This window comes from Microcystis aeruginosa NIES-843 (assembly GCF_000010625.1).
Taxonomy (GTDB): Bacteria; Cyanobacteriota; Cyanobacteriia; order Cyanobacteriales; family Microcystaceae; genus Microcystis; species Microcystis aeruginosa.
Window position 1 is genome coordinate 4,155,459 of sequence record NC_010296.1, and the last position, 25,537, is coordinate 4,180,995.

Sequence of the window (25,537 nt, forward strand, 5' to 3'; positions counted from 1 at the left end):
CTACAGATGACCTGATTAATCAACTTTTGAAAGATTTGGGGAGGGTAGAAGATGAGTGAATCCCCATCCAATTCATCAATTAAAAAACTATTAGATTATCTAGAGCAAACAGGACTACTAGAACGGTTACAACTCAGTGATGAAGATGTAGCTGATAGTATCTGGTTGGCCTTACAAATGGGTGTTGAAGACTTGCAATCACCGCCAATATTTCCAGAAAATAAACAGCCAATAGATTCATCAAATTCTAATCAAATAGAGGAAAATTTAGAGAATATTCCAGAAGATAACCTATCAAAATCCCAGCCAAATGTCGATGTTATTACCGAAGAATCTCTACCCAAAGAAATAGAAAAACCCACCCCAATCCAAGGCTTTCCTTTTCAAGTTCCTGCTGCTCCTGCATTACAGACAGCACTCTTGATTAGTCGCGCTTTGCGTCCTTTCATGGGAAAAGTTCCCTCAGCAACTAAAACGATTCTAGATGAAGAAGCAACCGCTTCTTTTATTGCAGAAAGGGATATTTGGCTACCCGTGACTAAACCCCAACCGGAACGCTGGTTAACCCTCGAATTAGTAGTAGAAGAATCTAGATCCTCTTTCATTTGGCGAGAATTAATTAATGAGTTACAAAATCTCTTAGAAAATCAAGGAGCATTTAAAACCGTCAGAGTTTGGCAACTATCAACCTCAAATAATCAAGAATTACAGTTAGTAAGACGCAGAAAAAAAGGTAAACCGGGACAACGTTATCACCCCCATAAAGAACTTATTCATCCCAGGGGACGGGGATTAGTTTTGCTAGTAAGTGATTGTGTTTCTCCTCTCTGGCAAAAAGCCTTAATTCATCCTTGGTTAAAAGATTGGTCAGAAAAACAACCCACCGCTATTCTGCAACTTTTCCCCGAAAGATTATGGAATAGTACCCAACTAGGACGGGGACGTAAACTCTTTACCACTGCTTTAACTGCCGGGGTTCCCAATCCGAAATTAATCTTAAAAAATTATCCCCAATGGCTACCGATTAACTGGCAAAATACCCTTCTTATTCCCGTAATCACGTTAGAAACAGAAGTCCTCAAACAATGGGCAAAAGTTGTCGCTGGTTCAGGTAATGCTCAGATTTCCGCTTTTTTATTTGATTTAGAATTTATTAAACAACAAATTATCGAAATTCCCCCTATATCCAGAGAGGAAAATAAGCAAGACAGCGAAGATAAAAACAGCATTAAAAATAAGGCCGAGGCAATGGTCGAGCGATTTTTTGCCACCGCGTCAGAACCAGCCAAAAAACTAGCAAAAATGATGGCAGCTGCCCCGGTAAGTATGCAGGTGGTCAATCTTATTCGTAAAACTCTTTTAAACGAAGTGCGTCCCGTTCATGTGGCAGAATTCTACATGGGAGGTTTATTAAAACCGATTGTAGAAAATGAAGAAGGACAGTATCGAGTCTATGACTTTTTGCCCGGGGTACGTCAAGTCTTAAATGATGCTATCGGTAGGCGACAAACTATCAAGGTACTCGATGCTATTTCCCAATATATTGCCGGGGAAATTAAAAGTCCTATCCGCAGTTTTGCCGCTTTATTAACCCTATTACCCACCTATCCCCGAGAACAAAGAGAAAAAATTCTTCCCTTCGCTCAAGTCAGCATCGAAGTCTTACGCAATCTGGGGGGAGAATACGCAGAATTTGCCGAAGAAATCGCCGTTAATATTTCTAATCCCCCTCCAATCCCTCAATCCTCGCCACCTCCCTTAAAAACCCGTACCTTTGAATTTACCCTGGCAACCATAGAACGTCAGTCTCAAAGTCGTTTTGAACCAGAAAAATGGGTAATTAAAAAGGAAAAAAGGCAAGCAGAAGGCATTGTCGAAAAACTAGCCGAGGGAGTCGAATTGGAATTGATGGAAATCCCCGGCGGCACATTTATGATGGGAACCGAAGACGGGGAAATTGCAAGACTGGTGAAAAAATTTGGTTGGGATGGATTTAGACGAGAAAAACCCTCACACCGAGTAACCGTTTCCTCTTTCTACATGGGGCGTTATCCCATCACCCAAGCTCAGTGGCAAGCTATCGCCGCAACCGCTAAAATAGACATCGACCTAGAGACAAACCCTTCTCACTTTAAAGGGGATGAGCTACCCGTAGAAAGAGTCAACTGGTATCAAGCAACGGAATTCTGTAAACGACTATCAAGGGAAACAAAACGGGAATATCGGCTACCGAGTGAGGCAGAATGGGAATATGCCTGTAGAGCGGGGACAACAACTGCTTTTCACTTTGGGGAAACGATAACGGCAGATTTAGCTAACTATCGAGGTACTGAAACTTATGCCCATGAACCAAAAGGAGAATATCGAGGTGAAACAACCCCAGTGGGCTATTTTAAGGTAGCTAATGCCTTCGGGTTGTACGATATGCACGGAAACGTTTGGGAATGGTGTGCCGATACCTGGCACGATGACTATAAGGATGCGCCGACGGATGGCAGTGCTTGGACAAAAAATGGGGATGATAATCGTTCTCCATTGCGGGGCGGTTCTTGGTTCAGCAATCCAGTTATCTGCCGTTCCGCTTTCCGCTCCTTCAGCCTCCGCCGCGACTGCAGCCTCAACTACGACGGTTTTCGGGTGGTGTGCGGTGCTGGGAGGACTCTGTAACCCTTTTTCTCTTTTTTTCCCTTTTTACCCTCATTCCCTTTTCTGGAATTTTTTTGGGCAAGCTATAGTACAAGTGTATTGGTTTAGGGGTTATACTAAATCTGGTTATTTGGGTTCTCCCCCCTGCTCCCCTTGATAAGGGGGGTGTCGATCCCCCCTGCCCCCCTTGATAAGGGGGGTGTCCATGAGCAGAAAACGAGTTTCTCGGAGAAACCCGTTTTCTGTGCTGAAAAAGTACGGGCGAAGCATTCGGATAGAAAATCTCCGGTTTCACCGATAGGTTATTGCCCGAATGCTTCGCCCCTACAGGACGCGGGCCGATGAAGACGCGAGGTTTTGAACGACGATTCTCTCAAAATCTTGCACCTGTTTCGCTCGTAAAGCCCCAAAACCCTTACTTTGCCTAAATTTCACATTTATTCAGCAAGCCCTAAGTAGTTGGTTATAATTAAATTAAAAATGGATTTTAGGTTCGATCCCCCCTGCCCCCCTTGATAAGGGGGGGTGTTGCCTTTTCTCATCTTAAAAAAACAGGAGACAGGACAATGACATCGATCGAATTGCGGCAAAAACTAATCAACCAAATTGAGCGGCTGAGTTTTGAAAAACTTCTCGTTTTAGAAAAGCTGATCGAAAGTTTAGAAAGCCATTTACCAGAAACCTCAAAAAATATAGATTCTGCCCCAGAATCTCCAGCTTCAACAAATACTTATTTAGAAGATGATCCAATTATAGGAATGTGTTCTGGTGTAATTCCTAATCTTATTGTTACTACTTGAATATCTTCGGGTATTTGTTGTTGTGTTTCCGACCAAGAATTTAACCATCTTTGACACTAAATCTGGTTATTAAGTAGGGTTTGCTGAATAAATCTAAAAACATATCGTACAGATAAGGGGATTCTGATTCAATCTGATGTCATAGGTTCCTACAATATTTTACGAAAAGCATTCCCAAATGCGTTTAACCGCTATGGGATAGAGAGGTGCGTAGTTCACCCAAGGAGAATCAATCTCTCGAAGTAAAAGTGAAAGGAATTTCTGAAATGGAATTCAGTCTGTCTATATTTGACTATACTTTTACTAACTATTCCGACCGGGGACACTCCTAATGTGGTATCAACTTTGAGCCAAAGGATGTTTGACATCCTCACCGCCGTAAACGGACGGTGATTCCTCACCACGCCACCTTTTTAGGATGGTCGTTGAATGGGGTTGACGCTTCACAGGATGCTGCTACCTTAGCGGTAGTCTTACACTTTCTCCACGTCCGTTTTGAGTGTCCGAATGCCCTCCGGCCACTTTGAACAAGTCGAAAAAATCTCATGTTCAACCTTATTTCCTAGAAAGTTTTACTCGTTCAAGGCCGAATTTGAAGTCTTTTCTGAACGAAACCCCCTACTATCTGTGGTCAAGGTTCGGTTTTTAGCTTGGTTATCGCTTTTTGCATTGTAGCTTAAAGCCGTCCTAAAAGGACGGGGTTTTCAACCCAAATTTTCGATAAATTTTCACAACTCGATCGCTACAACTATCCGGCCAAGAACTACAATAACCCTAGCATCTGTGTGAAAAAAGGCCTATCTATGCAACTTTCGCCCCAAGAAAAAGATAAATTACTCATTTTCACGGCGGCACTGCTCGCCGAAAGACGCAAAAATCGCGGTATCAAGTTAAATTATCCCGAAGCGATCGCCTATATTAGCGCCGCCATCCTCGAGGGTGCTAGGGAAGGTCGTAGCGTGGCTGAATTGATGAGTTACGGCACTACTTTATTAACTCGCGAGGAGGTAATGGAAGGTATCCCGGAAATGATTACGGAAGTGCAGATCGAGGCGACTTTTCCCGATGGCACTAAATTAGTTACCGTTCACAATCCCATTCACTAACAGGAGATTTTTAGCAGTTATGATTCCGGGAGAAATTATCACACCATCCGGGGCGATCGAGATTAATGTCGGTCGCGACACCCTGCGTATTTCTGTGGCTAATACAGGCGATCGACCCATTCAAGTGGGTTCCCACTATCATTTTTATGAAGTTAATCAGGCCCTGGAGTTCCAGCGCGAATTAACCAAAGGAACCCATCTGAATATTCCCGCGGGTACATCAGTTCGATTTGAACCGGGAGACACGAAAGAGGTGGAATTAGTTACCATCGCGGGAACTGAAGAAATTTATGGCTTTAATGGTTTAATTAATGGTTCCCTCAAGGGCAAGAAAAAGAAAAAGTAAGGCCTTAACGGAAAAATTATCACAGTTCGATCGCTCAATTATGGTACAATCAAGGCAACGATAACTAATTCTTTCCAAGACTATGACGACGGTAAAAATTGGCATCATTGGCGGCAGTGGTTTGTATAAAATGGATGCCCTCAAGGATGTGCGGGAAGTATCCCTCGATACTCCTTTTGGTTCTCCTTCCGATGCTTTAATTCTCGGTACTTTAGAGGGAACAGAAGTTGCCTTTTTAGCGCGTCATGGCAGAAATCACCATTTTTTACCGACCGAATTACCCTTTCGCGCTAATATTCACGCTCTCAAACAATTAGGGGTTGAATATATTATTTCCGCTTCGGCCGTTGGTTCCCTAAAAGCCGAAGTTAAACCCCTAGATTTAGTCATTCCCGATCAATTTATTGACAGAACTAAAGAGAGAATAGCGACTTTTTTTGGGGAAGGAATTGTTGCTCACGTTGCCTTTGGTGATCCCATTTGTCCCCAATTAGCCGAAATTTTAGGGGATGCCGTCGCTAGTTTAAACCTACCGGAAGTTACCTTGCATCGCGGCGGTACATACCTCTGTATGGAAGGGCCGGCTTTTTCTACTAAAGCGGAATCAAATCTCTATAGAAGTTGGGGGGCAACCGTGATCGGTATGACCAATTTAACCGAGGCCAAATTAGCCCGAGAAGCGGAAATTGCCTACGCTACCTTAGCCCTAGTTACCGATTACGATTGTTGGCATCCCGACCACGATCATGTCACGGTAGAAATGGTGATCGAAAATCTCCACCATAACGCTATTAATGCCCAAAAAGTTATTCAAGAAACGGTGCGTCGTCTGGCAGCTAATCCTCCCGTTTCCGCCGCTCATTCTGCCCTTAAATACGCTATTCTTACCCGTCTAGATTCTGTTCCCGTCGCCACTAAAGAAAAATTAGCTCTCTTTTTGAAAAAATATCTTGAATAAATAGAGAAATAAGAGCGGAGAAAAGTCGCCGATGAATCTAGAAATGGGTCATTTTTCTCGCTGTTATCCAGACGCTCAATTTGACCCAAATTCTAGGTTATCTCTAGCTTAACTAGCTAGATATTCTCTGATGTTGCCCTTGCGTTTTCTTAATTTAGCGATCGCTTCTCGTTCGATCTGACGCACGCGTTCACGACTGATATTGAGTCGAACGCCAATTTTTGCTAGGGTGAGGGGCTGCCCATTATCTAAACCAAAACGCAGACAAATCACTTCTTTTTGTTGAGGGGTGAGGTCTGCCATCAGTTTTTCCAAATCCACTTGGAGGGAAGAATAGGCAGTGTAATCTTCGGGGGAAAGTCCCGTATCTTCCAAGAGTTCCCCTAATTCCGTGTCTTGATTGTCCCCCACCTTTAAGTCAAGGGAAAGGGGTTGACGGGACCTTTCCAAGTAGTCTCGCACCTGTTTGGGAGTTAGGTCTAATTCCTCGGCTAATTCGGCAATGGTGGCAGCGCGACCTTTATCTTGAGCTAGTTGACGCTGGGCTTTTTTGATTTTATTCAGTTTTTCGGTGATGTGGATGGGCAGACGGATGGTGCGACTTTTTTCTGCGATCGCCCGGGTGATGGCTTGGCGAATCCACCAATAGGCATAGGTGGAAAAGCGATAGCCTTTGGTGGGATCGAATTTTTCCACACCTCTTTGCATCCCAATCGTTCCCTCTTGGATAAGGTCTAATAGATCTAGATTGCGTTTTAGGTATTTTTTAGCGACGGAAACCACTAGACGCAGGTTCGCTTCTACCATCTTGCGTTTGGCGAAATCCCCTGCCCCCAATTCTCGACGGAGTTGTTCTTCACTAATTTCCGCCGCTTCTGACCATTGGCGATCGCTGGGGTCGCTGCCGAGTTTCACCTTTAGGGATTCTTTGATTTTTTCCAGAAAAATTAATCTTTGTACCTGTTTCGCGTAGAGAATTTCTTCTTCATGGGTGAGAAGGGGAACTCGGCCAATTTCTCTGAGATAGGCGCGAACTGGATCGGTGGGGTTTTTCGAGGTTTTCATGAGTGCGCGTCGGTTGAGGGTTGATATTCAGGGATTGATGGCGTTTTTCAGATCGCTTCCCCAGGGGCAGTTAAGGAGATGCTATCAGGGTTTTTTCTAGTTTTGTAAAGAGATTAGTAAGTGATCACTCAAGGATATAGAGAAATCTAATTGAAGATTTAATTGCCTCTATAGTTCTTTTTTTGGCTAGATATAGAGTTTATCGGCATAAATGGCAAGTAGTAAGAACCTTGGTTGTTTAACCAATATTACAACAATTATTAAATATTGTAAAGTTTATGAGAAAAAAAATATCCCTATCAGGAACGCAGCAAGGAAGGGGAGGTTTGAGTATCTGTACCCATAGATTACCCAAAGGTTTCCAATCAGGATGCAATCTAGATGACAAATTGACATCCTCACCGCCGTAAACGGACGGTGATTCCCAAACCTCACGATTTAGGTTTCTGCTTCTTTCCCTTGCGGGGTTCCGCACCTGCCTTAACAGATTTACTCTGTTCTGGTCTTATGGTCGCTCTACAGACTGACACCGCAAGCCCTGCGGCCAAAATATTTTTACTAGCGTTAATATCTCGGTCATGGTGAGTCCCACAGTCTGGACAGTCCCATTCTCGAACATTTAACGGCATTTTCAAGGGCAATATACCCGCAATTACTACACCTTTTAGAGCTAGGAAACCATCTATCTATTTCGATGTAATTTCTTCCATACCAACGGCATTTATAGGCTAATTGTCGGGTAATTTCTCCCCAGCTTACATCAGATATTGCCTGAGATAATTTCGGGTTTTTGACCATATTCTTGACGGCTAAATTCTCAACCACAATCGTTTGGTTTTCACGAACTAATTGAGTGGTTAGCTTATGTAAATGGTCTTTTCTACTATCCGTGATTTGAGCGTGAATCTTGGCTACTTTGATTCTTGCTTTTTCCCGATTTTTTGACCCTTTCTGTTTTCTAGAAAGGCTTTTTTGTGCTTTTCGCAACCTCTGATAATGTTTCTTAAAATGCTTGGGATTAGACACTTTATCGCCATCGCTGGTAATCACGAGGCTACTAATTCCTAAGTCAATTCCAATGGCTTTATCTGTTACTGGTAGAGGCTTAATCGTTGGGTCATCAAATCTTATTGAGATATGCCAACGTCCAGAAGGATGTAATCTGACTGTTACTGTGCTTGGTTCACAGCTTTCTGGTATTTGTCTTGACCATCGAATAGGTAAAGGTTCTGTGCATTTAGCTAAATAGATTTGTCTGTCTTTAATTTTAAAAGCAGATTTGGTAAATTCGGCACTTCCTCCCTGATGTTTTTTCTTAAAGTTAGGATACTTAGTACGACCAGCAAAGAAGTTAGTAAAAGCTGTTTGTAGGTGTCTTAACCCTTGTTGTAAAGGTACACAGCTTACTTCATTGAGAAAGTCTAATTCTTCTTGCTTTTTCCACTCGGTCAACATTGAAGAAGTTTCAGTATATCCTACTCTTTCTTGTCTTTCATACCAAGCTTGTGTTCTGACATGGAGAGCTTTGTTGTAAACTAATCTTACACAGCCCAAAGTGCGCCGCAATAGCGACTCTTGTTCGGGTGTGGGGTAAAATCGGAACGAGTAGGCTTTTTCCATACCTCACATTCTAGCATATATTTCGTAAATGTTCTAATATTTAACAGTAAAGCCGTCGTAGAACGACGGGGTTTCAGACCCAAATTTTCGATGAGCAATTTTCTCAGATAGCGATCGCAGGGCGATCAGTGAGGGGTTTGTACTAAAATGTCCAATAGGCAGTTTAAATGCAGTAAAGCCGATATTTTCTAGCAAATTTCTTGATTGTCAGCCCTTGGCTGGCAAAAAAGCAGCGAAAAAATCACAAAAATCCGCTGAGATGTCTTCCCAAGACATCAATTAGGGTCTGCTGAAAAAGTCGCTCAGGGAATTATCGAAAATTTGGGTTAAAACCCCGTCCTTTTAGGACGGCTTTAAGCTACAATGGAAAAAGCGATAACCAAGCTAAAAACTGAACCTTGACAACAGATAGTAGGGGGTTTTGTTCAGAAAAGACTTCAAATTCGGCCTTGAACGAGTAAAACTTTCTAGGAAATAAGGTTGAACATGAGATTTTTTCGACTTGTTCAAAGTGGCCGTCCGGCATCCGGACACTCAAAACGGACGGGTCGAAAGAGTCAGACTTAAGCAATTAAGCGTTTTTCGGTGAAGCGTCAACCCCATTGACGCGACCACCCTAAAAAAGTGGCGTGGTGAGGAATCGCCGTCCGTTTTACGGCGGCGAGGATGTCAAGTGATATTGTCTGGCAATTTTCACTGGTATCGAACGCCTCAATGGTTCTGATCGCCGCACCTTCCCCACCGGTGCGTTGCTGGGGGTGGGGCATGACGCTTAAATGCTATTTTGGTTTAGTTTGGACGCTAATAGGGCCATTAACGCTGGTTTGACAGGCTAAACGATAATTTTCGGGTTTTTTCTTCAGACAGCGCTGTTCAAAGTCGGTTTTGGCCGAGAGATTTTCCATACCCTCGACAATTGCCACTATACAAGTACCACACTGACCGTAACCGCCACAATTCATCAATTTACCGCCAAAAGTGTAGATATCAACGCCATTCTGGATTGCTTTCTCTCGTAAATTCGCTCCATCTGCCGCTACCACGATCTTATTCTCTTTGACGAAGTTGATGTTACCCATGACTGTGTTACCCTAAATTTTTGCAAATTAATATTAAAAAATATTAAATTTTTTTGATTGTAACATTTTTGGCTCGCTGTTCTAAATATTCGGCGATGCCAATAGCGATCGCTTTTTTGCCGATAAATTTCCCCAATGCCGCTTTTGTGACCAAATAAGCCACCTGTTCCCCTTGATCGCCCTTTTCCTCACCCCTATTAGCAATGACGGCCTGATAGCCCTTTTCTAGGCGTTTACGGGCGATTTCCAGCAACTCCTCCTGACTGACTCCCTCCTGATACTTGAAAGTCACCATCTCTAAATCGGGAAATTTTTCTCTCACCTTGTCAATCACTTTTTCCGTCGGCACAAAATTAAGATTTAACGGCCCACCACTGGGAATTTTGCCAGAAAAAGGGCTTTCTAAGCGATAATCTGCCACTGCTGCCGAAAAAATCCCAAATTTATAATCTTTACTCTCTAATTCTCCCATAACCTTCCCTAGATACTCGTCATAAGTTTCAATAATTTCATGGGGTAAATAAGCGGGAGGTGTATAGCTGCCGCGTCCGTGGATTAATTGCACCTTTGCCCCGCGCAGGTACAATTCTTCTGCAATAGCGACTCCTAATTGTCCGGTAAAACGATTGGTTAAACGACGAATATTATCGATAATAACGGGTGTGGGTCCACCAGTGACTAAAATCGGCCTATTTTTCAGGACAGAATTACTGAGAATCCCACAGGCTGCTACGGTGATCTCTTTTTCCCCGGGGAGATTGTGCTTACCGTAATCATCCCGGGGTGACATAATCTGGACTCCCCAGCGATCGAGAGTTTGCAAAGATTCGGTCAGAATAGCATTATGTAAACTGCCGTGCATGGTGGGGACAAGCAGAATTTTAGTTTTTCCCTTTTCCTGTCGTCCCAAGGCCGAGGCCAAGCATGAAGTGATCACTCCGTCAGCGATTCCGTAACGAAACTTATTAATCGTGTTATAGGTAGCGGGGGCGACTAAATAAAGATCAAAGGGAGATTGATCGCTTAAATGTTCTGCTTTTGCCGTTAATTGGCTAATTACGGGATTAACCGTACTCCATTCCAAAGCTTCCTTAGTGACGTATCTTAAAGCTTCTTCCGAGACAAAAGCCACGACTGTAGCCCCGAATTTCCGCAAAGATCGGGCAATTAGCGGCGCTTTCATGGCCGCAATCCCTCCTGTCACCAGTAAAGCAATACGTTTACCCCAGAGATGATGACTTTCTAAGGGTACTTCGCGATCGCTTAAGGGCGAATCCGTCGGAGAAGAGAAATTCCAAGTCATAAATTTGGGGGTGGGGGTTTTGTCAGTGATCAGTAAACAGTAAACAGTGAACTGAAAACTCAAATCTGATCACTGATAACTGATAACTGATCACTGATTCGGTTATCCCTATTCGGGGTTTGTCTATCCCTGAGGGAGAAACTGGTTATCCTAGTAAATAAAGGGTTGCTTCGGTGTTCTTATGATTGACAAAATTTTAACTAAAGTTCGATCGCTTGCCAAGCCGCTATTAGTTCTAGGATTAGTGACAACGCTGATTTTAGGCAATGTTTCCAGTGCTTTAGCGGCATCGGGGGGTAGAATGGGGGGCGGTAGTTTTCGCGCCCCTAGTCGCAGTATTAGCCCTTCTAGAGGTGGTGGTTACAGTTCCCCCGGTTACGGTGGAGGTATTGGTTTTCCCTTCCTCTTACCCTTCTTTTGGGGTGGTGGTGGCGGTGGCTTAATTTCTCTGTTAATCTTTTTTGCTATTGCCAATTTCCTCGTTAATGCTTTCCGTAATGGTGGAGGCAGTGATGAGAATGGTATGACGATAGAATCCGGTTATGAAACCGTCTCCGTGGCTAAAGTACAGGTGGGTTTGTTGGCTAATGCCCGTTATCTGCAACAAGAATTAAATCAAATCGCCCTAACTGTGGATACTAGCACCTCCGAGGGACGCGTCGAAGTCTTACAAGAATCGGCCCTCGCCCTGTTACGTCATCCGGAATACTGGGTTTATGGTAACGTCGATTGCCAACAAACCAGCCTCAGCAGTGCAGAAGCGAAGTTTAATCAGTGGTCTCTCAACGAACGCGGTAAACTAACGGCGGAAACCTTAACTAATTACAATAATCAACTGCGTCAAGGTTCTCAAGAAAATATTTTACCCGAATCGGCTGGGGAATTAGCTAAAACCGCACCGGAAGGCTATATTTTGGTGACTATTTTAGCCGGCATTGTCGGTAAATTTTCTCTAGCCAAAATTAATGATTCCCAAGACTTGAAACAAGCCCTGCAACAAATTGGTAGTATGGGAGGCGATCGACTTTTAGCGGTAGAAGTGATTTGGACTCCTCAAAGCGAGGGTGATATTCTCAGTCAAGACGACATTCTCGCCAATTATCCCGATCTGAAATTGGTGTAATTTGTCGGGGTATAATACCAGATATTGGCCAAAATCTCCCTTTTGCAGGGAGATTTTTTGATTATTAAGGAATTGCTGCCGTGATGGGATTTTTAGGTGTGTCACGATGCCCTAACACACCCTAACCATTAACAATATAATTCCTGAATCCACTGCCATTCTTGGGCTAATCCTTCGGCTAAAGAGACTTGGGGATTATAACCTAGAATAGTACGGGCTTTGGTGACATCGGCGGCGGTGTGACGGGCATCTCCCCGGGCGAGTCCTTGATGCGATCGCTCGATAGGTTTACCGATGACTTTTGCCATGGTATCCAAGACATCCAACAATACCACGCGACTACCACCACCAATATTAAACACCTCCCCCACCGCTTCCGGCACTAGGGCAGCGGCTAAATTAGCGGCTACAGCATCGCTAATAAAGGTAAAATCACGGGTTTGTTTGCCATCTCCGTAGATGCCGATCGGTTTACCTGCGATCGCTGCTTGAAAAAACTTATGGAAAGCCATATCGGGACGTTGCCGCGGTCCATAAACGGTGAAATAACGCAAGGCAGTGACGGGAACGTTAAAATTCTGGTGATATAGCCAACAGAGTCTTTCTGCCGCTAATTTGGTGATGCCGTAGGGTGAAACTGGTTGGGGACAAAGGGTTTCGGGAGTCGGCATCGTTTCCGCATTGCCATACACCGAGGAAGTGGAAGCAAAAACCATCCGTTGTAAAGAAGGGGTTTCCTTAGCGGCCTCAAGAATAATTTGAGTGGCATTTATATTCCTTTCGGTATATTGACGAAATCCATCACCCCAGCTTGCTCTGACTCCTGCTTGGGCTGCCTGATGGAATAATACTTCTACTCCTTGCAACAGTTGTCGCCAGTCAAGGGCTTGTATATCCGCTTCAATTAACTGAAATTCGGGATATTTTGCTAGAATATGGGCATTTTTGCGCTTTAAACTGGGGTCGTAATAATCGTTAAATTGATCGATACCGATCACCTGATCTCCTTGTTCTAAAAGCTTTTGTGCCAAGTTAGAACCGATAAAACCTGCGACACCAGTAACAATATGAGTAGCCATTTAATCCTAGTCGTTGATATTTTGTATCGATTGTAAGCTAAGACGCATTTAAACCGCTTATTCTTAGATTAGCAGAATCTCCCCCAACCCCCAGGGTAATCGCATATTGATAGAGTTCTCAAATTCCGAGGAGTTAGGTCTAAAATTCGATGGCCAACTCAGGCTTTGACCTGCACAAGGCTCCCGAATCTCTGGTTTTGCCAGTCATTATGACCTAACAAACCCCGAACTGACCTTATCTACTCAGTTCCTTAAAGTCCCAAAACTCCTCATCAACTACAGGATTAACATCTACCTCCTCTCGCTGTCAACGGCACTGGCGGCTAAGATTTTCACCATCAAATCATTGTTCATGCTTGCCGGATACCGTTTCATCAGAATTTTTGGCCGTTTTCCCATCTATAGGGATTAGTTCTAGGTTCAATTTCTCGGTGATTTCCCCTATCCAAGAGCCGGAATCCTGACTGTAATTGCTTGGGTTCTAGTATCCTTAGCACTCTGCCAAAGGTATCGTGGGAAGGTATCCCCTTCGGTAGGTCTAAAAATGTTTCCAACCAAGATTGCTTGGCTTGACCGTAGACTTCTATGGCGGCAAACCCATCGGCACCAGTTAAGACCGCCAAGATAGCTATGGTAATTATCGATACTAGGCTAGGATTGCGCCCCCTGTCCGCTCTGGGGTCTTCTAGATGCTGAAAATGTTTCAAGACAATGTTTCTTAAGAGCTTTGCCTCTCGCTCTTGCTTGGGGTTTAAAACTAGGAGACCAAAACCGGATGCCCTGCTCAACTGCTACACCATGTAACTTTTTGCTTCCTCTCAGATTAACTCCTGTCAGTTCGCCCTGATAGGCGCGACATTCAGTCACCTCTGTCTGTTATATTTTATACAAAACGACGTGCGATTACCCTGTCCAGCTTGTTTCAAAACTGCATTAGCAGTATGGCGTGATTTAATAGTATTATCAACTACAAATCTTCTTTCTGTCAGAGTACTATACCAAATTTCATGATCTCCTTTCCCTTGACGTTCAAAATAACATCCGGCTGCTGAAAGTAGTTTTTTTAATGCAGTTGTTAAAGAAGTAGCCATCTAAACAGCGCACTCAATTGATTCTTGACGATGACTAATTAGTTCAAAAGTTATCGCTTTTTGAGGTTCAATGGTAATTAGATGATTGAGTTGTAATAATTCTGGAATTATCTGTCGTAATTTAGCTGTTAAAGCTTCGATGGTATCAGCTTCGGTGACTAATCCCGGAATATCTTCACTCTCTGCTACCCACACTTGCGCCTCTCGATCCCAAAATGCTTCTACTTGGTACGGTTTTTGATTCATGATTATTTAGTTCAATTGAGTAGAATTAGCTGATATATCAATTAAGATTATACAGTGCGATCCTGTGATACAATAAAATATGCAGTATTAAAAAATCAAATCAAAGAGTAAGGGTATTATTTGCCATGAGTCAATATGTTCTACTTCGGATTCAAGTCATTCAGGAAGAATTAGAAGCCTTAAAAAAAAACGGTCATTCATCAACTTGAAGGTTCTCGCAATAAGACTCAAATTAAAGGTTTATGGAAAGATGTTGTGATCAGTGATGACGATTTAGAAGAGGCTAAAAAAGCAGTTTTTCGAGATTAGGTTACACTTCATTTTTATGATAACCGCTATAGTTATCATTAATGATCTTTTTAAGAGTTTAAATCCTTAAAGGGATTGATAACCTGTAAGCTATTATTGATAATTAAACCATCTTGCATATCTTCTGAGTAGAGAATAGTTGCATCGCCTAAAACTGCACTAGCAACAATCAGGCTATCCCAAAATGAAATTAAGTAGCGATCTCGTAATTTCACGGCATACTCAAGGGTTTCGAGGGAGACAGGTAAGATTTCACACCCTTGTGTCAATTCTTCAAGTAGATGGTAATGATTCGGTAGTAGTGGCGTAGCTCTCTTGCTTACCTGGTATGAATTGTGTAAAATATTTATTAATAAAAATAATTGGCTCGAATCAGTCTTTAAACCTCTAGCTTGATCATGACTTTTCTGATAAATATCTTTTTCTGGCTCCTGTCTGGCTTACTGAAATATCAGTCTAGCACCGAACAAAGTACCCCCTTCACCTCCGTTCCCCTGTCCTAATTGTGGTTCTCACCATACGATCAAGAATGGTTCTATTCATAATGGAAAACCCAAACGTCAAGGTAAAGAATGTGGTCGTCAGTTGGTGATCAATCCCACTAATAAAACCGTCTCTGACGAAACCAAACAATTAATTGATAAACTCTTGCTCGAACGAATTTCCTGACGAGGAATTGCTAGAGTAACAGGGGTAAGTTGGTCATGGTTACAAAATTATGTCAACAATAAACTGGCGGCTGTCCCCCGTCAAATAAAGGTTTCGGACAAACCAAAAGGTAAATTGGTTAGAGAATGTGATGAAATGTGGTCTTTTGTTTTTTCTAAGACGATAAAGGTCTATATTTGGCGGTTAATTGATAGAAATACAAGGGAAATTATTGGTTGCTATGCGCGGAGATAGGAGTCGTCAATCAGCCAAAAAACTTTGGGCTAGTTTACCAGGTGTTTACCGACAATGTGCAGTTGCTTACACAGACTTTTGGGAGTCATATAAGACAGTAATTCCCAGTAAACGTCATCGACCAGTCGGGAAAGAAACTGGTCAAACTAATCCTATTGAAAGATTAAATAATACCTTTCGACAAAGGATTTCTCGGTTGGTGAGAGAGAGTCTATCTTTCTCTAAAAAAATGGAGAATCACGTTGGGGCTGTTTGGTATTTTATCCATGACTACAATGCACACCTGGCAAAGGATTAAGCCGCCATCACTACTACAGAATCACCACCCTAAATCTGTATTAGCTGGCAAACTGATATAGGCAGTTAAAGTCTTAGTTGCTTTACGTTTTAGAACATCTAAAATTTCTAAAATAAAAGCCGTTTTCCCAATACCAATCAAACCGTAAACTAACAATCTTTTACGCTCTTTTCCTTTTAATAAGCTGAAAACTGGTTTTAATTCTTGACTTCTCCCAGTAAAAACTTTTCTTAACTGCGATTCCCTCAATGTTGAAGCACTTTCAGAAAAAGGAATTTCCGTTATTCCCCATTGACAATAGATATTATCTAATTCATCCCAAATGCGATCCGCTTCATTCATACAGCTTGTTTCTCCTTAATTTTGGCAAGGCAATTCAGAACTTCTGCTATTTTAGCAATTTCTTGTTCATTATTCAGTTCTTTAAAAATAAAAGTAGCCTTCTTTAATAATTCTTCAGCTTTTTCGACAAAACCAATTTGCAACATGAGTCTGCCTAAACTTGCTTGACAAAAGGCAACACCTCTATCATGTTTTAGATATTCATAAAAGCGCAAAGCATCCCGATAATAAATAGAGGCTTTTTCATGGTTTCCAATTAGGTGATGGGTATGAGCAATTTGATAAATGGTATCAGCACGACTTTTGAGATCGTCAAATTGACGATAAATTTTAAGACTTTTTTCTAAATAAGCTAATCCTTGATACCATTCTCCTCGATCTACTTTAATTTTACCTAATGTTAACCCCATCTCTGCGGCATTCAGGAAATCTCCTGCGGTTTCATATCCTTGTAAAGCGTTTTGATAACACATGACTGCTTGTTTTATATTCTCTGCTTTCTCTCCTCTGATTCTGTTACTGTAAGCAATAGCGAGATTATTCTGTATCCTTGCCCAGTCTTGGGGAAAAGCGTCAAAAGTCCTCACTTTCAATGCTTCCTGGTAAGCGGTGATCGCCGTTTCTAAATTGTCGGCTTTCTCCCCTCTGATTCTGTCACTGTAAGCATTAGCGAGATTGTTCTGTGTCATTGCCCATTTTTGTGGAAATGCGTCAAAAGTCAACACTTTTAAGGCTTCTTGGTAAGCAGCGATCGCCTTTTCTAAATTCCCTGCTTGCTCCCCTCTGATTCTGTCACGGTAAGCTTCACCGAGATTATTCTGTATCAATGCCCATTGTTCGGGAAATGCCTTAAAAGTATAAACTTGCAAGGCTTCCTGGCAAGCGGCGATCGCCTTTTCTAAATTGTCAGCTTTTTCTCCTCTGATTCTGTCAATGTAAGCAATAGCGAGATTATTCTGTGTCGCTGCCCATTCTTGGGGAAATGCGTCAAAAGTTCTCACTTTCAAGGCTTCCTGGCAAGCGGCGATCGCCCTTTCTAAATTGTCAGCTTTCTCCCCTCTGATTCTGTCACAGTAAGCAACAGCGAGATTATTCTGTGTCATTGCCCAATCTTGGGGGAATGCGTCAAAAGTGAAGATAGTTAAGGCTATTTCATAACCCGTGATGGCAATTTCTTTGTGGGTGGTGATGTTACCGTGAGGAAACTGGGCAATTAAATTAGGCTCTTCGTTACCCTTTATGCTAAATCAACATACAAGATGCCAAGATAACATACTTCTAACCCAAAAATTCCGAAAGTTTCTAAAGCCATAGCCTCTCCGTTTTATTAGTTTAAGTTTATTGTTGATTCCCTCGACCACCCCATTCGTTGTCCTTCGCTCGAAATAACTAATTATTTCTCCAAACCAGTTTCGGATTGTTTGACAACTCTTGGTAAAAACACTGGAGGATTTTGCCAACCATTCCGAGATGGATAGCATTCCCTCTGTCGGATTCTCTGAGGTTTCATAAATCTTTCTAAATTCTTCCTTTAATTCCTGCATCTTTTTCAAATTTGGGAATTTTTCTTTGATAGCTTCTAGTTTAATTTTTTGGGGTTCCGTTAAATCTTCTTCATTTTTTAACAGGCTATATTTACTTCGCTTTAAAACTTCTAGCTTCGCTTCTTTTTCCGCTTTCTGTTTTTTATTTTTCTGCGCTTCTACGGCTCTTTTTTCTGCTCTTCTCTGTTCGTCTAACTCTTGATTAATTTGTTTCATTACATGGAATCTATCGGCGACTACTTCGGCCGATGGCATCAATTCTTTCACCAAATTTTTATAAGGCAACCAAAGGTCTATGCTCACTTCTTCAATTTGCTCTAACACCTCTTTTCCCCAGCCCGTAAGCGTTTCTCTCAACTCTTCTTGTGTTCGCTTCTCTAGAATAGCTATTAGTTTTCCCGTATCTAAATTTACTAAAACCGCACAGTAATTTTTTTGTCCTTTGACTAGAGCGATTTCATCAATTCCTAGTCTTTTTAATTCCGATAGGTCTGGCTCTGTAATTTCTTCGGCGATGTCCTCTATCATTCTTTGAATCTCTTCTTCCGTTACGTCATTTATTCGACTAACATTTAAAATATCTCCTTCTTTTAATTGTTCGAGTATATTTGCGGCTAGTCTTTTCGTATAGGTTCGTTTCTTGGCGACAAAATCTAACTCTTCGCTCAAGGGTCTCTGACAATTATCGCACTTAAATTGACGACGATTAATTTGTAGGTATACTGGTTGACCTGAGATTGGTAAATCTTTGACTAAATGTCGATGATTTTGGTGGAGTTTATCGCTCTCTAACCCACAACGAGGACAGGTTGCTTTTTGATTTTTCGATTCGATTCGGCAAACTATACCGATATTTTCTAGGTGTAGATAGCCTTGAATACAGGTTCCTTTTAGGTTCAAAAATTTGTCAAGTATCATAAGTAAAATAATCTCGTTTTTGGCTATTATATCAAATCTTAACTCAATTGTCTATCTTTTGGTATTAACCTGTTTGTGCCTTAAGTCCTTCCCTGTATGGATTTCAGCTACTTTTGAGCGTAGGCGCTCTCATCGAATTTTATTTTAAGTTAATTATTTGCATAACAATTCCCGAAGAGCCTTAAATTACTGAAATAAAAAATATCCGTAACAATAGAATTCGCTTGTTGTGGGGCAACTTGTATTAGTGTTTGTCTTGCCCACTCATCTAAAACTTCAATCAAATTTTCATCGAATTTATCCAGATTTTGCGCCCAAAAGGGATAAATTACTTGAGGGTTGGAATTTTCTGAGATTTTTTGTAATGTCTCGATTAAGAAATTGAGATAGTTAGTTTCCGTCTTTATAGAGGAAGAGGAATAGCTTTGTAGCAAATTTCCCGCAATATTCATTAACCGATTCGCATTATTGAGATCGCTTCTTAGCCTTAGATTATCCGCTACTTTTAATAATTCTGTCACCAAACCCTGATCCAATAGTTCCCGATTTTCCTGTAAAATTCGGGGTTCATCGCCATCATTGCAGGATAATAGCTGATTAATCAGGTTTAGATAAGCTTGGGTGCGTTGTTCGTTCATGGCGTGGTAAATGATGGCGGTTAATTTAGTTATCTTTAGCGATAGGTTATTGTTCGGGGGTAGGGGCGAAGCATTCGGGCAATAACATATCGCTGAAACCATAAATTCCCTATTGGGACTTAAACGCCAAATAAAGATCAAATCGAGTATAATCGTTAAAGAGTAAGCACTTTACGTTGAAAGATCAGCGATGAAAGAGACAACCCCAGCCGCAATGCCCCCATGCTTTGACCGATGGTGTCGGCGGTTTGACAATTGCTTCAAAAACGAAGCGCAAAAAAACGGCTTCAGACAATATTTAGGAGGATTATTAGGGGAAAGTGAGAGGAAAAACCTGACTCAAATGGCCAATAATGCCGTCGGAGTAGTTTATAACCGATTACATCACTTTTTGACCGAATCTCCTTGGTCAGACCGTCAGGTGAATGAATGTCGGTTGCAAGTGATGAACCAATGCCGCCAGACGCAAATCCCCCGAGGATTTTCCCTGATTGTCGATGACTCAGGACATCGAAAAAGTGGCAATCTGACCGCCGGAGTTGGCAGGCAGTACCTAGGAGAAATTGGCAAGACAGACAACGGAATAGTCGCCGTCACTACCCATCTCTACGACGGCAAAAAAAGTGTCCCCCTAGACAGGGAAATTTATCAACCGGCTAGTTCCTTAGCCGAGGGGAAAGAAGACAAAGAATTTAAGAAGAAACCAGAGATAGCGATAGATTTAATTGACCGGAGCTTAACCAGAGGCTATCGACCGAAAATCGTCTTAATAGATGCTGGTTATGGCAACAACACAAATTTTCTCAAAGCCCTGGAAGAAAGAAAGCTAAAATACTTAGGAGGATTGGCAAAAAATCGAAAAGTAATTATTGAAAAAGAAGGGGGTGTGGAAGAAACAATCCAGCTTGAGCAACTAGCAAAAAGCCTATCAGAAAAGGATTGGGAGAAAATCACCCTAAATCTAGATAAAGAGAAAACGGTTTGGGTAGCGGTATTCAGAGCGAAAATATCTCAACTAGAAGGAGAAAGGAACTTGGCGATCGTCATGAATGCAAGTTCAATGGAAAAAGCAACAGAGGTTGACTATTTCATCACCAATGTAGTTGAGGCAGATACAGTAACAGCGTCGTGGATAGTCAAGACTTACACCGAAAGAAATTGGGTGGAAGTATTCTACCGAGAAGCCAAAGGATGGTTAGGGTTAAGGGAATATCAAGTCAGGGATAAACGAAGCTTACTTCGTCATTTTATCTTGGTGTTTTGTGCCTATACATTTATCCTGTGGCATAAGTTAACTGGGGGATTGCAAAGGCAGTGGGCGAATCGACCTTTAAACACTTTTGTGGAAGCCTTGGAAGCTTTTCGGACAGCGATGTCTTTCCGTTTCTTTGAGTGGCTGACCGAGAATCGGGATGTGTTTGCCGCTTACAAAGCCAGTTTAGGCTTTGTTTGGGCTTGAAATTTGTTTAAGTCCCACTATCCGAATGCTTCGCCCCTACAGGTTATTTCCCCCTACAGGTTATTTCCCCCTACAGGTTATTTCCCCCTACTGGACTGTTTCAGCTAATTTGGTGCAATAGATTCTCCCGATTCCTCCTCCTCAAACACAGGATAAAGATGTTTCAGCTTGACCCTAGCATCGCTGGTCGTAAACGTCCATATTACTGTAGATGCAGTCTGATTACGTTCTTTTTGCCAGGTTTCTATCTCCCTTTTCAGTTCTTCCTTGCTAGAAATCCTTCTATCTAAACATTGCCTCGATAAGACGCTTAGTTCAGTTTCGGCTACATTTAACCAGCTACCATTACGAGGTGTGTAATAACCCACATTCCGCACCCTAAGTGTCACAACGTCTCAAAAGAGGAAGGGGCGTGAGTCAAAATACTTATCTAGAGGAGTGAGTTGGCGGCAAGCTGCCGGCAACTAAGCCGAAAATTTCAGAGTTCCCCCGGTCATTCTCAATAAACAGTGCTTGTTGAGAATGACTAGGCAATCAGACTTAACATCTAGGGGGAGATGTTCCAGTTGCTCGCTTTGTTTTGTCACCCCTTGAAGTCAATCCATCTGGTCAAGATAAGAGATAATATTCCTGGCAAGGTTTGGGAAAAAATCTCAAAATGTTGCGCCTCTCATCCGTTAAGTTGCTAATCTTTTGATTGTCTTGAATACGGACGAGATGAATCCCTTGAAAGCCCTGAAATATCCAGCGTAACGTCGGTCGGTCAGTTAACTTACCCAACGGATTTTTCAGTCCCGTCTCCTGCTGTTTTAAACTTAAACGAAGTTGTCTTTGACCAATAGTATAAACCAGCAGGCACAAGCCCATGAGCATGGCCATGACCTCGATTCTATGGGGAGATTTGAGAAAGACACTGTGGGCAAAAAAGCAGGGGTCTTTGAGAAAAGAAAATCCTCTTTCCGGAGCTTGTTGCCCTTTATATTTTTTGAGTATATCCTCACTGCTTAATCGTTGTTTCTCCAAATCGTTAGTTGCTAAAACGAATCGTCCTGCTCGTTTCTTTAGCCTCTCAATGGCGGTCAAATTCAACTCTAATTCGGCTTGAACTTGATAGCTTTGAGAGGGTAAATCGTCTTTTGATTTGAGTTTTGACCCCTGGGACTCAGGCGGAATGAGATTGACTTTAATCTCCGTTAACTGATGAGATTTTAAGGAGTCAGATAATCCTTTGGCTATCGCCAACGCCACCGCTCTATTCTCAAATTCTCTTCGGGATAGTTGCCGGATTTTTTCTTGGGCAGAATTCTTTTCCTGCTCGATTTTTTTCTCTAATTTTTTCAAGTCTGATTCTTGTCTAGCTTGACTTTCAACTAGCAACCATCTTTGTTCTATCCCCCCATAGTTAGAGATGGTTTCCCGCCAGGAATAACCCGGTATTTCTGAATCGGTTAACTCTTTTTCTGAGATGCTATCAACCAACTCTTGAGCCTCTTTAATGCTTAATGGTACTCGAGACAACCAACGCATTTCTTTCATTAGTTTTAAATTCTCTTTGCTATAGAGGGCGCTATCGCCGACTATTAAACTGTCAAAGTCAACTTGTTTTTTAAATTCTCGGGCGATTTGACCAAAAACCGCTTTGTCCGCTTCATTTCCGTCCCCTACTTTCAGGAATAAAGGTACATCTCCATCCCCACTTACGATTAAGTCAATCATAAATTGTTTTAAGTCAGGTCTTCGGTCGCGGGAGTATCCGTAGGTAATTTTTATTGGCTGTTGTCTGGTTTCAATTTCTTCTCCCACTGCTCCTGATTTCAGGATTTCTACTGTTGGGTATTCCTTTTTATATTCTCCTTCTACTGATAGAGAAGTCGAATCTAAATGGGAGTTCTCGGTTGCTACACCAAATTTTTTCACGGCGGCTAAACTGATGAGTAGGAAAATACCCGAAACATCCAGTTGATAAAGTTTGTCCATTACTCGACCAATTTTATCATCATTCAAGTGCTTGGGTTCGATGCCCTCTCCCAGCAGATGTTCGGTTGCTTTATCTTCAAAAAATTGAGGAAATAAATACAAGGCTCGGGAGACAAATCCCAATCCATTCAGGATAATTGCTTTCACTACTTGCCCCGCTGTGACAATTTCTCCTCGCTCAATTGAGACTTGTTCGTTGATAATTTCAACGATTCCTATTTCATCGATAATTCCGGCTACTAATCCCAGATGGTCTAGATTTTTGACTTCAATTTCTGTTGATTGATTCATGGTCGAACAGTCCACTCGCCTCAGTTTTCCAACAATTCCTATTTTTTCATAATTAGGGGTCTCAAGACCCCCCTAGCGGCCACCGAGAAAACCTTCACCAGCTAGGTATTTTTACTCAAGTCTCTGGAGGGGGACAGCTTACACCATTTTTCTTTATTCGCGTCACAACGAACACCGGCTTGGCAAGCATTCGAGCGTGGATGTCTGTCATGGATTTAGAAATTTGGTATTATACCATTTTTCAAAAAGTATGTCATACTTGGTAAAGGTATAGTTTGTGTGGTAAAAAGGCAATGAGTGGAGTCCCTAATATTAATGTTGCTGAGTCAGTAGAAGACTTAAAATCCTTGTTGAAGCAACAAGTAACCTCTTTAAACTTTGCTAAAGTACAATCCCTGTATCTACTAAAAATTAAGGAGGTAGAAACGGTTCGTCATCTCGCCGTGTTAATAGGACGCTCAGAAAGAACTATTCATCGCTGGTTAAGTTGTTATCGAGAAGGAGGGATAGAAAATCTCTTGTCAGAACCAGAAAAACTGGGAAGACCCAAAAAGATTTCAGTGGAAGAAGCCGCTCTAATTCAGAATGAATTAAAAGACCCAGAAGGATTTCAAAGTTATAAAGAAATTCATTTTTGGGTATCAATTATTTTAGAAATACCCACCAGTTATATAACTGTTTACCGTCTCGTAAGAAATGAATTACAAGCTAAATTAAAAGTGGCTCGACCTCAAAATTTAAAACAATTACCAGGAGAAGTAAAAATATTCCAAAATAATCTATCTGAACAGCTACAAGCTTTACTAGAAAAGGAATCTGAAAAAGTTAGTCAATATTTAAAAGTCCGCTTCTGGTGTCAAGATGAAAGTCGCTTCGGCTGTCATACCATTGTCAGAGATAAAATAACAATTAAAGGCATAAAGCCCCTTGGTAATTTTCAGTATAATTTTCAATATCTCTGGCTCTATGGTTTAATAGAACCTCGAACAGGTAGCAGTTTTTTCTATGAATTTTCTCATTTAGATGGGGAATGTTTTAATCAATATTTAACGCTTTTTTCTCAAGCTTTTTCTGAGGAATTACATATTATTCAATTAGATAATGCTCCCGCACATACGGCGACCGACCTAGAAATACCTGATAATATTATCCTATTTTATCAACCTCCCTATTGTCCAGAAGTAAATCCAATTGAGAGAGTTTGGCTATATTTGAAAAACCTATTGGCCTGGGGCAATTTTAACTCCCTTGATAACTTAAGAAGTAAACTTTACCATCTTTTAAATTCTCTATCCAATGACACGATCGGGTATTTGACGGGATGGTCTTGGATTTTAGAAGCTCTATGTCTGTCAGGAATTTAGAAAAATGGTATTATGTGACAGTTGAGGGTGCGGAATGTGGGTAATAAATTTCCAGTCTTCTAGCTAAACGATGAGCAACGGGTGCTGGAAATGCTTCATAAAGCGAGGCTATGTTATGAGTGTTGAGATTATCACAGACGAGCTTGACTTTTCGAGCCTTTGGATAGTCCACATCCAATAATTGACGAATTTCTTCTGCCCAATCTATTCGGGTTCGACTATCTCGGTTACTCACCCGTCTCCATCCTCGATGGGGGTCAAAAAACATGAACAAGGCTTGAACCCCTTCACGACTATAGTGATAGTCTTCTTTTTTATCTTGTCCAGGTTGCATGGGTATCGGAGGGTAAACTTCTCCAAGTAGTTGCTTTGATGCTTCATCCATCGCGATTAACGGTTCTTCTTCCGATGGCTGAGTGCCATACAGGTCAAGGACAACTTCCATCTGGGCAACAAATCGGGCTAAATCCTGTTCCGGAATACAGTATCTTTGGGTTTTCCAAGGGCGTAATTGGTTTTTTTTAGAGTACGCCACACCGTTGGACTGGAAATCTCGGTGATAATTTGTCTTTGTTTGAGTTCCGAGGTTAATAGTCGGATTGTCCACTCGGCTCGGCCAGATGGTGGCTCCGAACAGCACAGGGCAATGATTTGGGCGGCGGCGGCTCCATCAACTTTTGCCGGAGTGGGGGGAGTTTTTCTCGATTTCCGTTCTAATGCTGGTTTTTCGCCTTTTTGAAGAAATCTTTGACGAATACGTCCCACTGTATTTCTATGAACTTCTAAAGCTTCGCCTATTTCTTCATCTGTCCATTTCCTTTTCGCCTGTTCTCCCTCGTCACACATCAGCAAAATCCGAGCGTGGAGAATTTTTTTAGCTGGTGCATAGCCATTACGACTGATTTGTTCGAGGTTTTCTCTTTGTTCCCCTGTTAGATTGACTTTATCTCGCCGACCTCTTCCCATGATTGATGTCCTCTGCTTGTTCGAGCTATTGCCCTATTTTAGCTGAAACAGTCCACTACAGGTTAT

Annotated in this window: 21 protein-coding genes and 6 pseudogenes; 10 read left to right on the forward strand and 17 right to left on the reverse strand. The window is 41.9% G+C overall.

The window, feature by feature from the left end; all coding sequences use genetic code 11:
• Nucleotides 1-51: 51 nt before the first annotated feature.
• The 6 genes and pseudogenes from MAE_RS19585 to MAE_RS19605 all read left to right on the forward strand — a co-directional run bounded on the left by MAE_RS19585 (nt 52) and on the right by MAE_RS19605 (nt 5,856).
• Entirely contained in the window at nt 52-2,667 is a 2,616-nt protein-coding gene (locus MAE_RS19585) for a formylglycine-generating enzyme family protein (protein WP_012267113.1), read from the forward strand.
• 545 nt (nt 2,668-3,212) lie between these two features.
• Entirely contained in the window at nt 3,213-3,446 is a 234-nt protein-coding gene (locus MAE_RS19590) for a hypothetical protein (RefSeq protein ID WP_012267114.1), read from the forward strand.
• Nucleotides 3,447-3,548: 102 nt separating this feature from the next.
• A pseudogene (locus tag MAE_RS35270) lies at nt 3,549-3,692 on the forward strand (RNA-guided endonuclease TnpB family protein); the annotation flags it as partial.
• A gap of 557 nt (nt 3,693-4,249) precedes the next feature.
• Nucleotides 4,250-4,552, forward strand: a complete 303-nt coding sequence (gene ureA / locus MAE_RS19595) for an urease subunit gamma (RefSeq protein WP_002738360.1) — start codon at nt 4,250-4,252, stop codon at nt 4,550-4,552.
• A gap of 19 nt (nt 4,553-4,571) precedes the next feature.
• Nucleotides 4,572-4,898: an urease subunit beta gene (locus MAE_RS19600; protein WP_002738732.1), complete on the forward strand. Its 327-nt coding sequence runs from the start codon at nt 4,572-4,574 to the stop codon at nt 4,896-4,898.
• A gap of 82 nt (nt 4,899-4,980) precedes the next feature.
• Entirely contained in the window at nt 4,981-5,856 is an 876-nt protein-coding gene (locus tag MAE_RS19605) for an S-methyl-5'-thioadenosine phosphorylase (RefSeq protein ID WP_002795595.1), read from the forward strand.
• 108 nt (nt 5,857-5,964) lie between these two features.
• On the opposite strand, the gene MAE_RS19610 is transcribed toward MAE_RS19605, so the two are convergent.
• The 5 genes and pseudogenes from MAE_RS19610 to MAE_RS19625 all read right to left on the reverse strand — a co-directional run bounded on the left by MAE_RS19610 (nt 5,965) and on the right by MAE_RS19625 (nt 10,923).
• Nucleotides 5,965-6,921 (reverse strand): RNA polymerase sigma factor, RpoD/SigA family, encoded by a 957-nt coding sequence (locus MAE_RS19610; RefSeq protein WP_012267117.1) that lies wholly within the window; start codon nt 6,919-6,921, stop codon nt 5,965-5,967.
• A gap of 431 nt (nt 6,922-7,352) precedes the next feature.
• Nucleotides 7,353-8,541 (reverse strand): annotated as a pseudogene (locus MAE_RS19615) (RNA-guided endonuclease InsQ/TnpB family protein).
• A 593-nt stretch (nt 8,542-9,134) separates the two neighbouring features.
• On the reverse strand, nt 9,135-9,308 hold the full coding sequence (locus tag MAE_RS33510; protein ID WP_012267122.1) for a hypothetical protein: 174 nt from the start codon (nt 9,306-9,308) through the stop codon (nt 9,135-9,137).
• A 12-nt stretch (nt 9,309-9,320) separates the two neighbouring features.
• Nucleotides 9,321-9,620, reverse strand: coding sequence for a 2Fe-2S iron-sulfur cluster-binding protein (locus tag MAE_RS19620; protein WP_002761301.1), 300 nt, complete (start codon nt 9,618-9,620; stop codon nt 9,321-9,323).
• A gap of 43 nt (nt 9,621-9,663) precedes the next feature.
• Nucleotides 9,664-10,923, reverse strand: coding sequence for a phosphopantothenoylcysteine decarboxylase (locus MAE_RS19625; RefSeq protein ID WP_012267123.1), 1,260 nt, complete (start codon nt 10,921-10,923; stop codon nt 9,664-9,666).
• Nucleotides 10,924-11,104: 181 nt separating this feature from the next.
• Between MAE_RS19625 and MAE_RS19630 the strand changes: the two genes are divergently transcribed.
• The gene (locus MAE_RS19630; protein WP_002761304.1) at nt 11,105-12,046 is read left to right on the forward strand and encodes a DUF1517 domain-containing protein; all 942 of its coding nucleotides are present in this window, start codon (nt 11,105-11,107) and stop codon (nt 12,044-12,046) included.
• Between the two features lie 128 nt (nt 12,047-12,174).
• Here the strand turns inward: MAE_RS19630 and MAE_RS19635 are convergent, their stop codons facing one another.
• The 5 genes from MAE_RS19635 to MAE_RS34550 all read right to left on the reverse strand — a co-directional run bounded on the left by MAE_RS19635 (nt 12,175) and on the right by MAE_RS34550 (nt 15,187).
• The gene (locus tag MAE_RS19635; RefSeq protein WP_012267124.1) at nt 12,175-13,125 is read right to left on the reverse strand and encodes an NAD-dependent epimerase/dehydratase family protein; all 951 of its coding nucleotides are present in this window, start codon (nt 13,123-13,125) and stop codon (nt 12,175-12,177) included.
• A 374-nt stretch (nt 13,126-13,499) separates the two neighbouring features.
• Nucleotides 13,500-13,832, reverse strand: a complete 333-nt coding sequence (locus MAE_RS19640) for a transposase family protein (RefSeq protein WP_158303545.1) — start codon at nt 13,830-13,832, stop codon at nt 13,500-13,502.
• A gap of 156 nt (nt 13,833-13,988) precedes the next feature.
• Entirely contained in the window at nt 13,989-14,216 is a 228-nt protein-coding gene (locus MAE_RS19645) for a type II toxin-antitoxin system HicA family toxin (RefSeq protein ID WP_012267126.1), read from the reverse strand.
• Complete coding sequence (locus tag MAE_RS19650) at nt 14,217-14,462, reverse strand: DUF1902 domain-containing protein (protein ID WP_012267127.1); 246 nt, start codon at nt 14,460-14,462, stop codon at nt 14,217-14,219.
• A gap of 359 nt (nt 14,463-14,821) precedes the next feature.
• Nucleotides 14,822-15,187 carry a PIN domain-containing protein gene (locus tag MAE_RS34550; RefSeq protein WP_080507028.1) on the reverse strand — a complete coding sequence of 122 codons (366 nt, stop codon included), beginning with the start codon at nt 15,185-15,187 and terminating at the stop codon, nt 14,822-14,824.
• Nucleotides 15,188-15,221: 34 nt separating this feature from the next.
• Between MAE_RS34550 and MAE_RS30460 the strand changes: the two are divergent.
• Nucleotides 15,222-15,972, forward strand: a pseudogene (locus MAE_RS30460) (IS1 family transposase).
• Nucleotides 15,973-15,993: 21 nt separating this feature from the next.
• On the opposite strand, the gene MAE_RS19670 reads toward MAE_RS30460, so the two are convergent.
• The 4 genes and pseudogenes from MAE_RS19670 to MAE_RS19685 form a co-directional block, all read right to left on the reverse strand.
• Nucleotides 15,994-16,314: an ATP-binding protein gene (locus MAE_RS19670; RefSeq protein ID WP_012267129.1), complete on the reverse strand. Its 321-nt coding sequence runs from the start codon at nt 16,312-16,314 to the stop codon at nt 15,994-15,996.
• Nucleotides 16,311-17,531 (reverse strand): annotated as a pseudogene (locus MAE_RS19675) (tetratricopeptide repeat protein); the annotation flags it as partial. The pseudogene MAE_RS19675 and the gene MAE_RS19670, both read right to left, overlap by 4 nt.
• A gap of 30 nt (nt 17,532-17,561) precedes the next feature.
• The gene (locus MAE_RS19680; protein WP_012263806.1) at nt 17,562-18,776 is read right to left on the reverse strand and encodes an ISL3-like element ISMae36 family transposase; all 1,215 of its coding nucleotides are present in this window, start codon (nt 18,774-18,776) and stop codon (nt 17,562-17,564) included.
• A 149-nt stretch (nt 18,777-18,925) separates the two neighbouring features.
• Nucleotides 18,926-19,414: a hypothetical protein gene (locus MAE_RS19685; protein WP_012267131.1), complete on the reverse strand. Its 489-nt coding sequence runs from the start codon at nt 19,412-19,414 to the stop codon at nt 18,926-18,928.
• A gap of 190 nt (nt 19,415-19,604) precedes the next feature.
• Here MAE_RS19685 and MAE_RS19690 point away from each other — a divergent pair, with 190 nt between their 5' ends.
• The gene (locus tag MAE_RS19690; protein ID WP_012267132.1) at nt 19,605-20,873 is read left to right on the forward strand and encodes an IS701-like element ISMae34 family transposase; all 1,269 of its coding nucleotides are present in this window, start codon (nt 19,605-19,607) and stop codon (nt 20,871-20,873) included.
• 104 nt (nt 20,874-20,977) lie between these two features.
• On the opposite strand, the pseudogene MAE_RS19695 reads toward MAE_RS19690, so the two are convergent.
• Both MAE_RS19695 and MAE_RS19700 read right to left on the reverse strand, forming a co-directional pair.
• Nucleotides 20,978-21,235, reverse strand: a pseudogene (locus MAE_RS19695) (IS630 family transposase); the annotation flags it as partial.
• 247 nt (nt 21,236-21,482) lie between these two features.
• Nucleotides 21,483-23,141: an IS1634 family transposase gene (locus tag MAE_RS19700; RefSeq protein WP_012264292.1), complete on the reverse strand. Its 1,659-nt coding sequence runs from the start codon at nt 23,139-23,141 to the stop codon at nt 21,483-21,485.
• A gap of 293 nt (nt 23,142-23,434) precedes the next feature.
• On the opposite strand from MAE_RS19700, the gene MAE_RS19705 reads away from it, so the two are divergent.
• Nucleotides 23,435-24,505: an IS630-like element ISMae27 family transposase gene (locus tag MAE_RS19705; protein WP_012265278.1), complete on the forward strand. Its 1,071-nt coding sequence runs from the start codon at nt 23,435-23,437 to the stop codon at nt 24,503-24,505.
• Nucleotides 24,506-24,545: 40 nt separating this feature from the next.
• On the opposite strand, the pseudogene MAE_RS30465 reads toward MAE_RS19705, so the two are convergent.
• Nucleotides 24,546-25,471 (reverse strand): annotated as a pseudogene (locus tag MAE_RS30465) (IS630-like element ISMae25 family transposase); the annotation flags it as partial.
• Between the last annotated feature and the right edge of the window lie 66 nt (nt 25,472-25,537).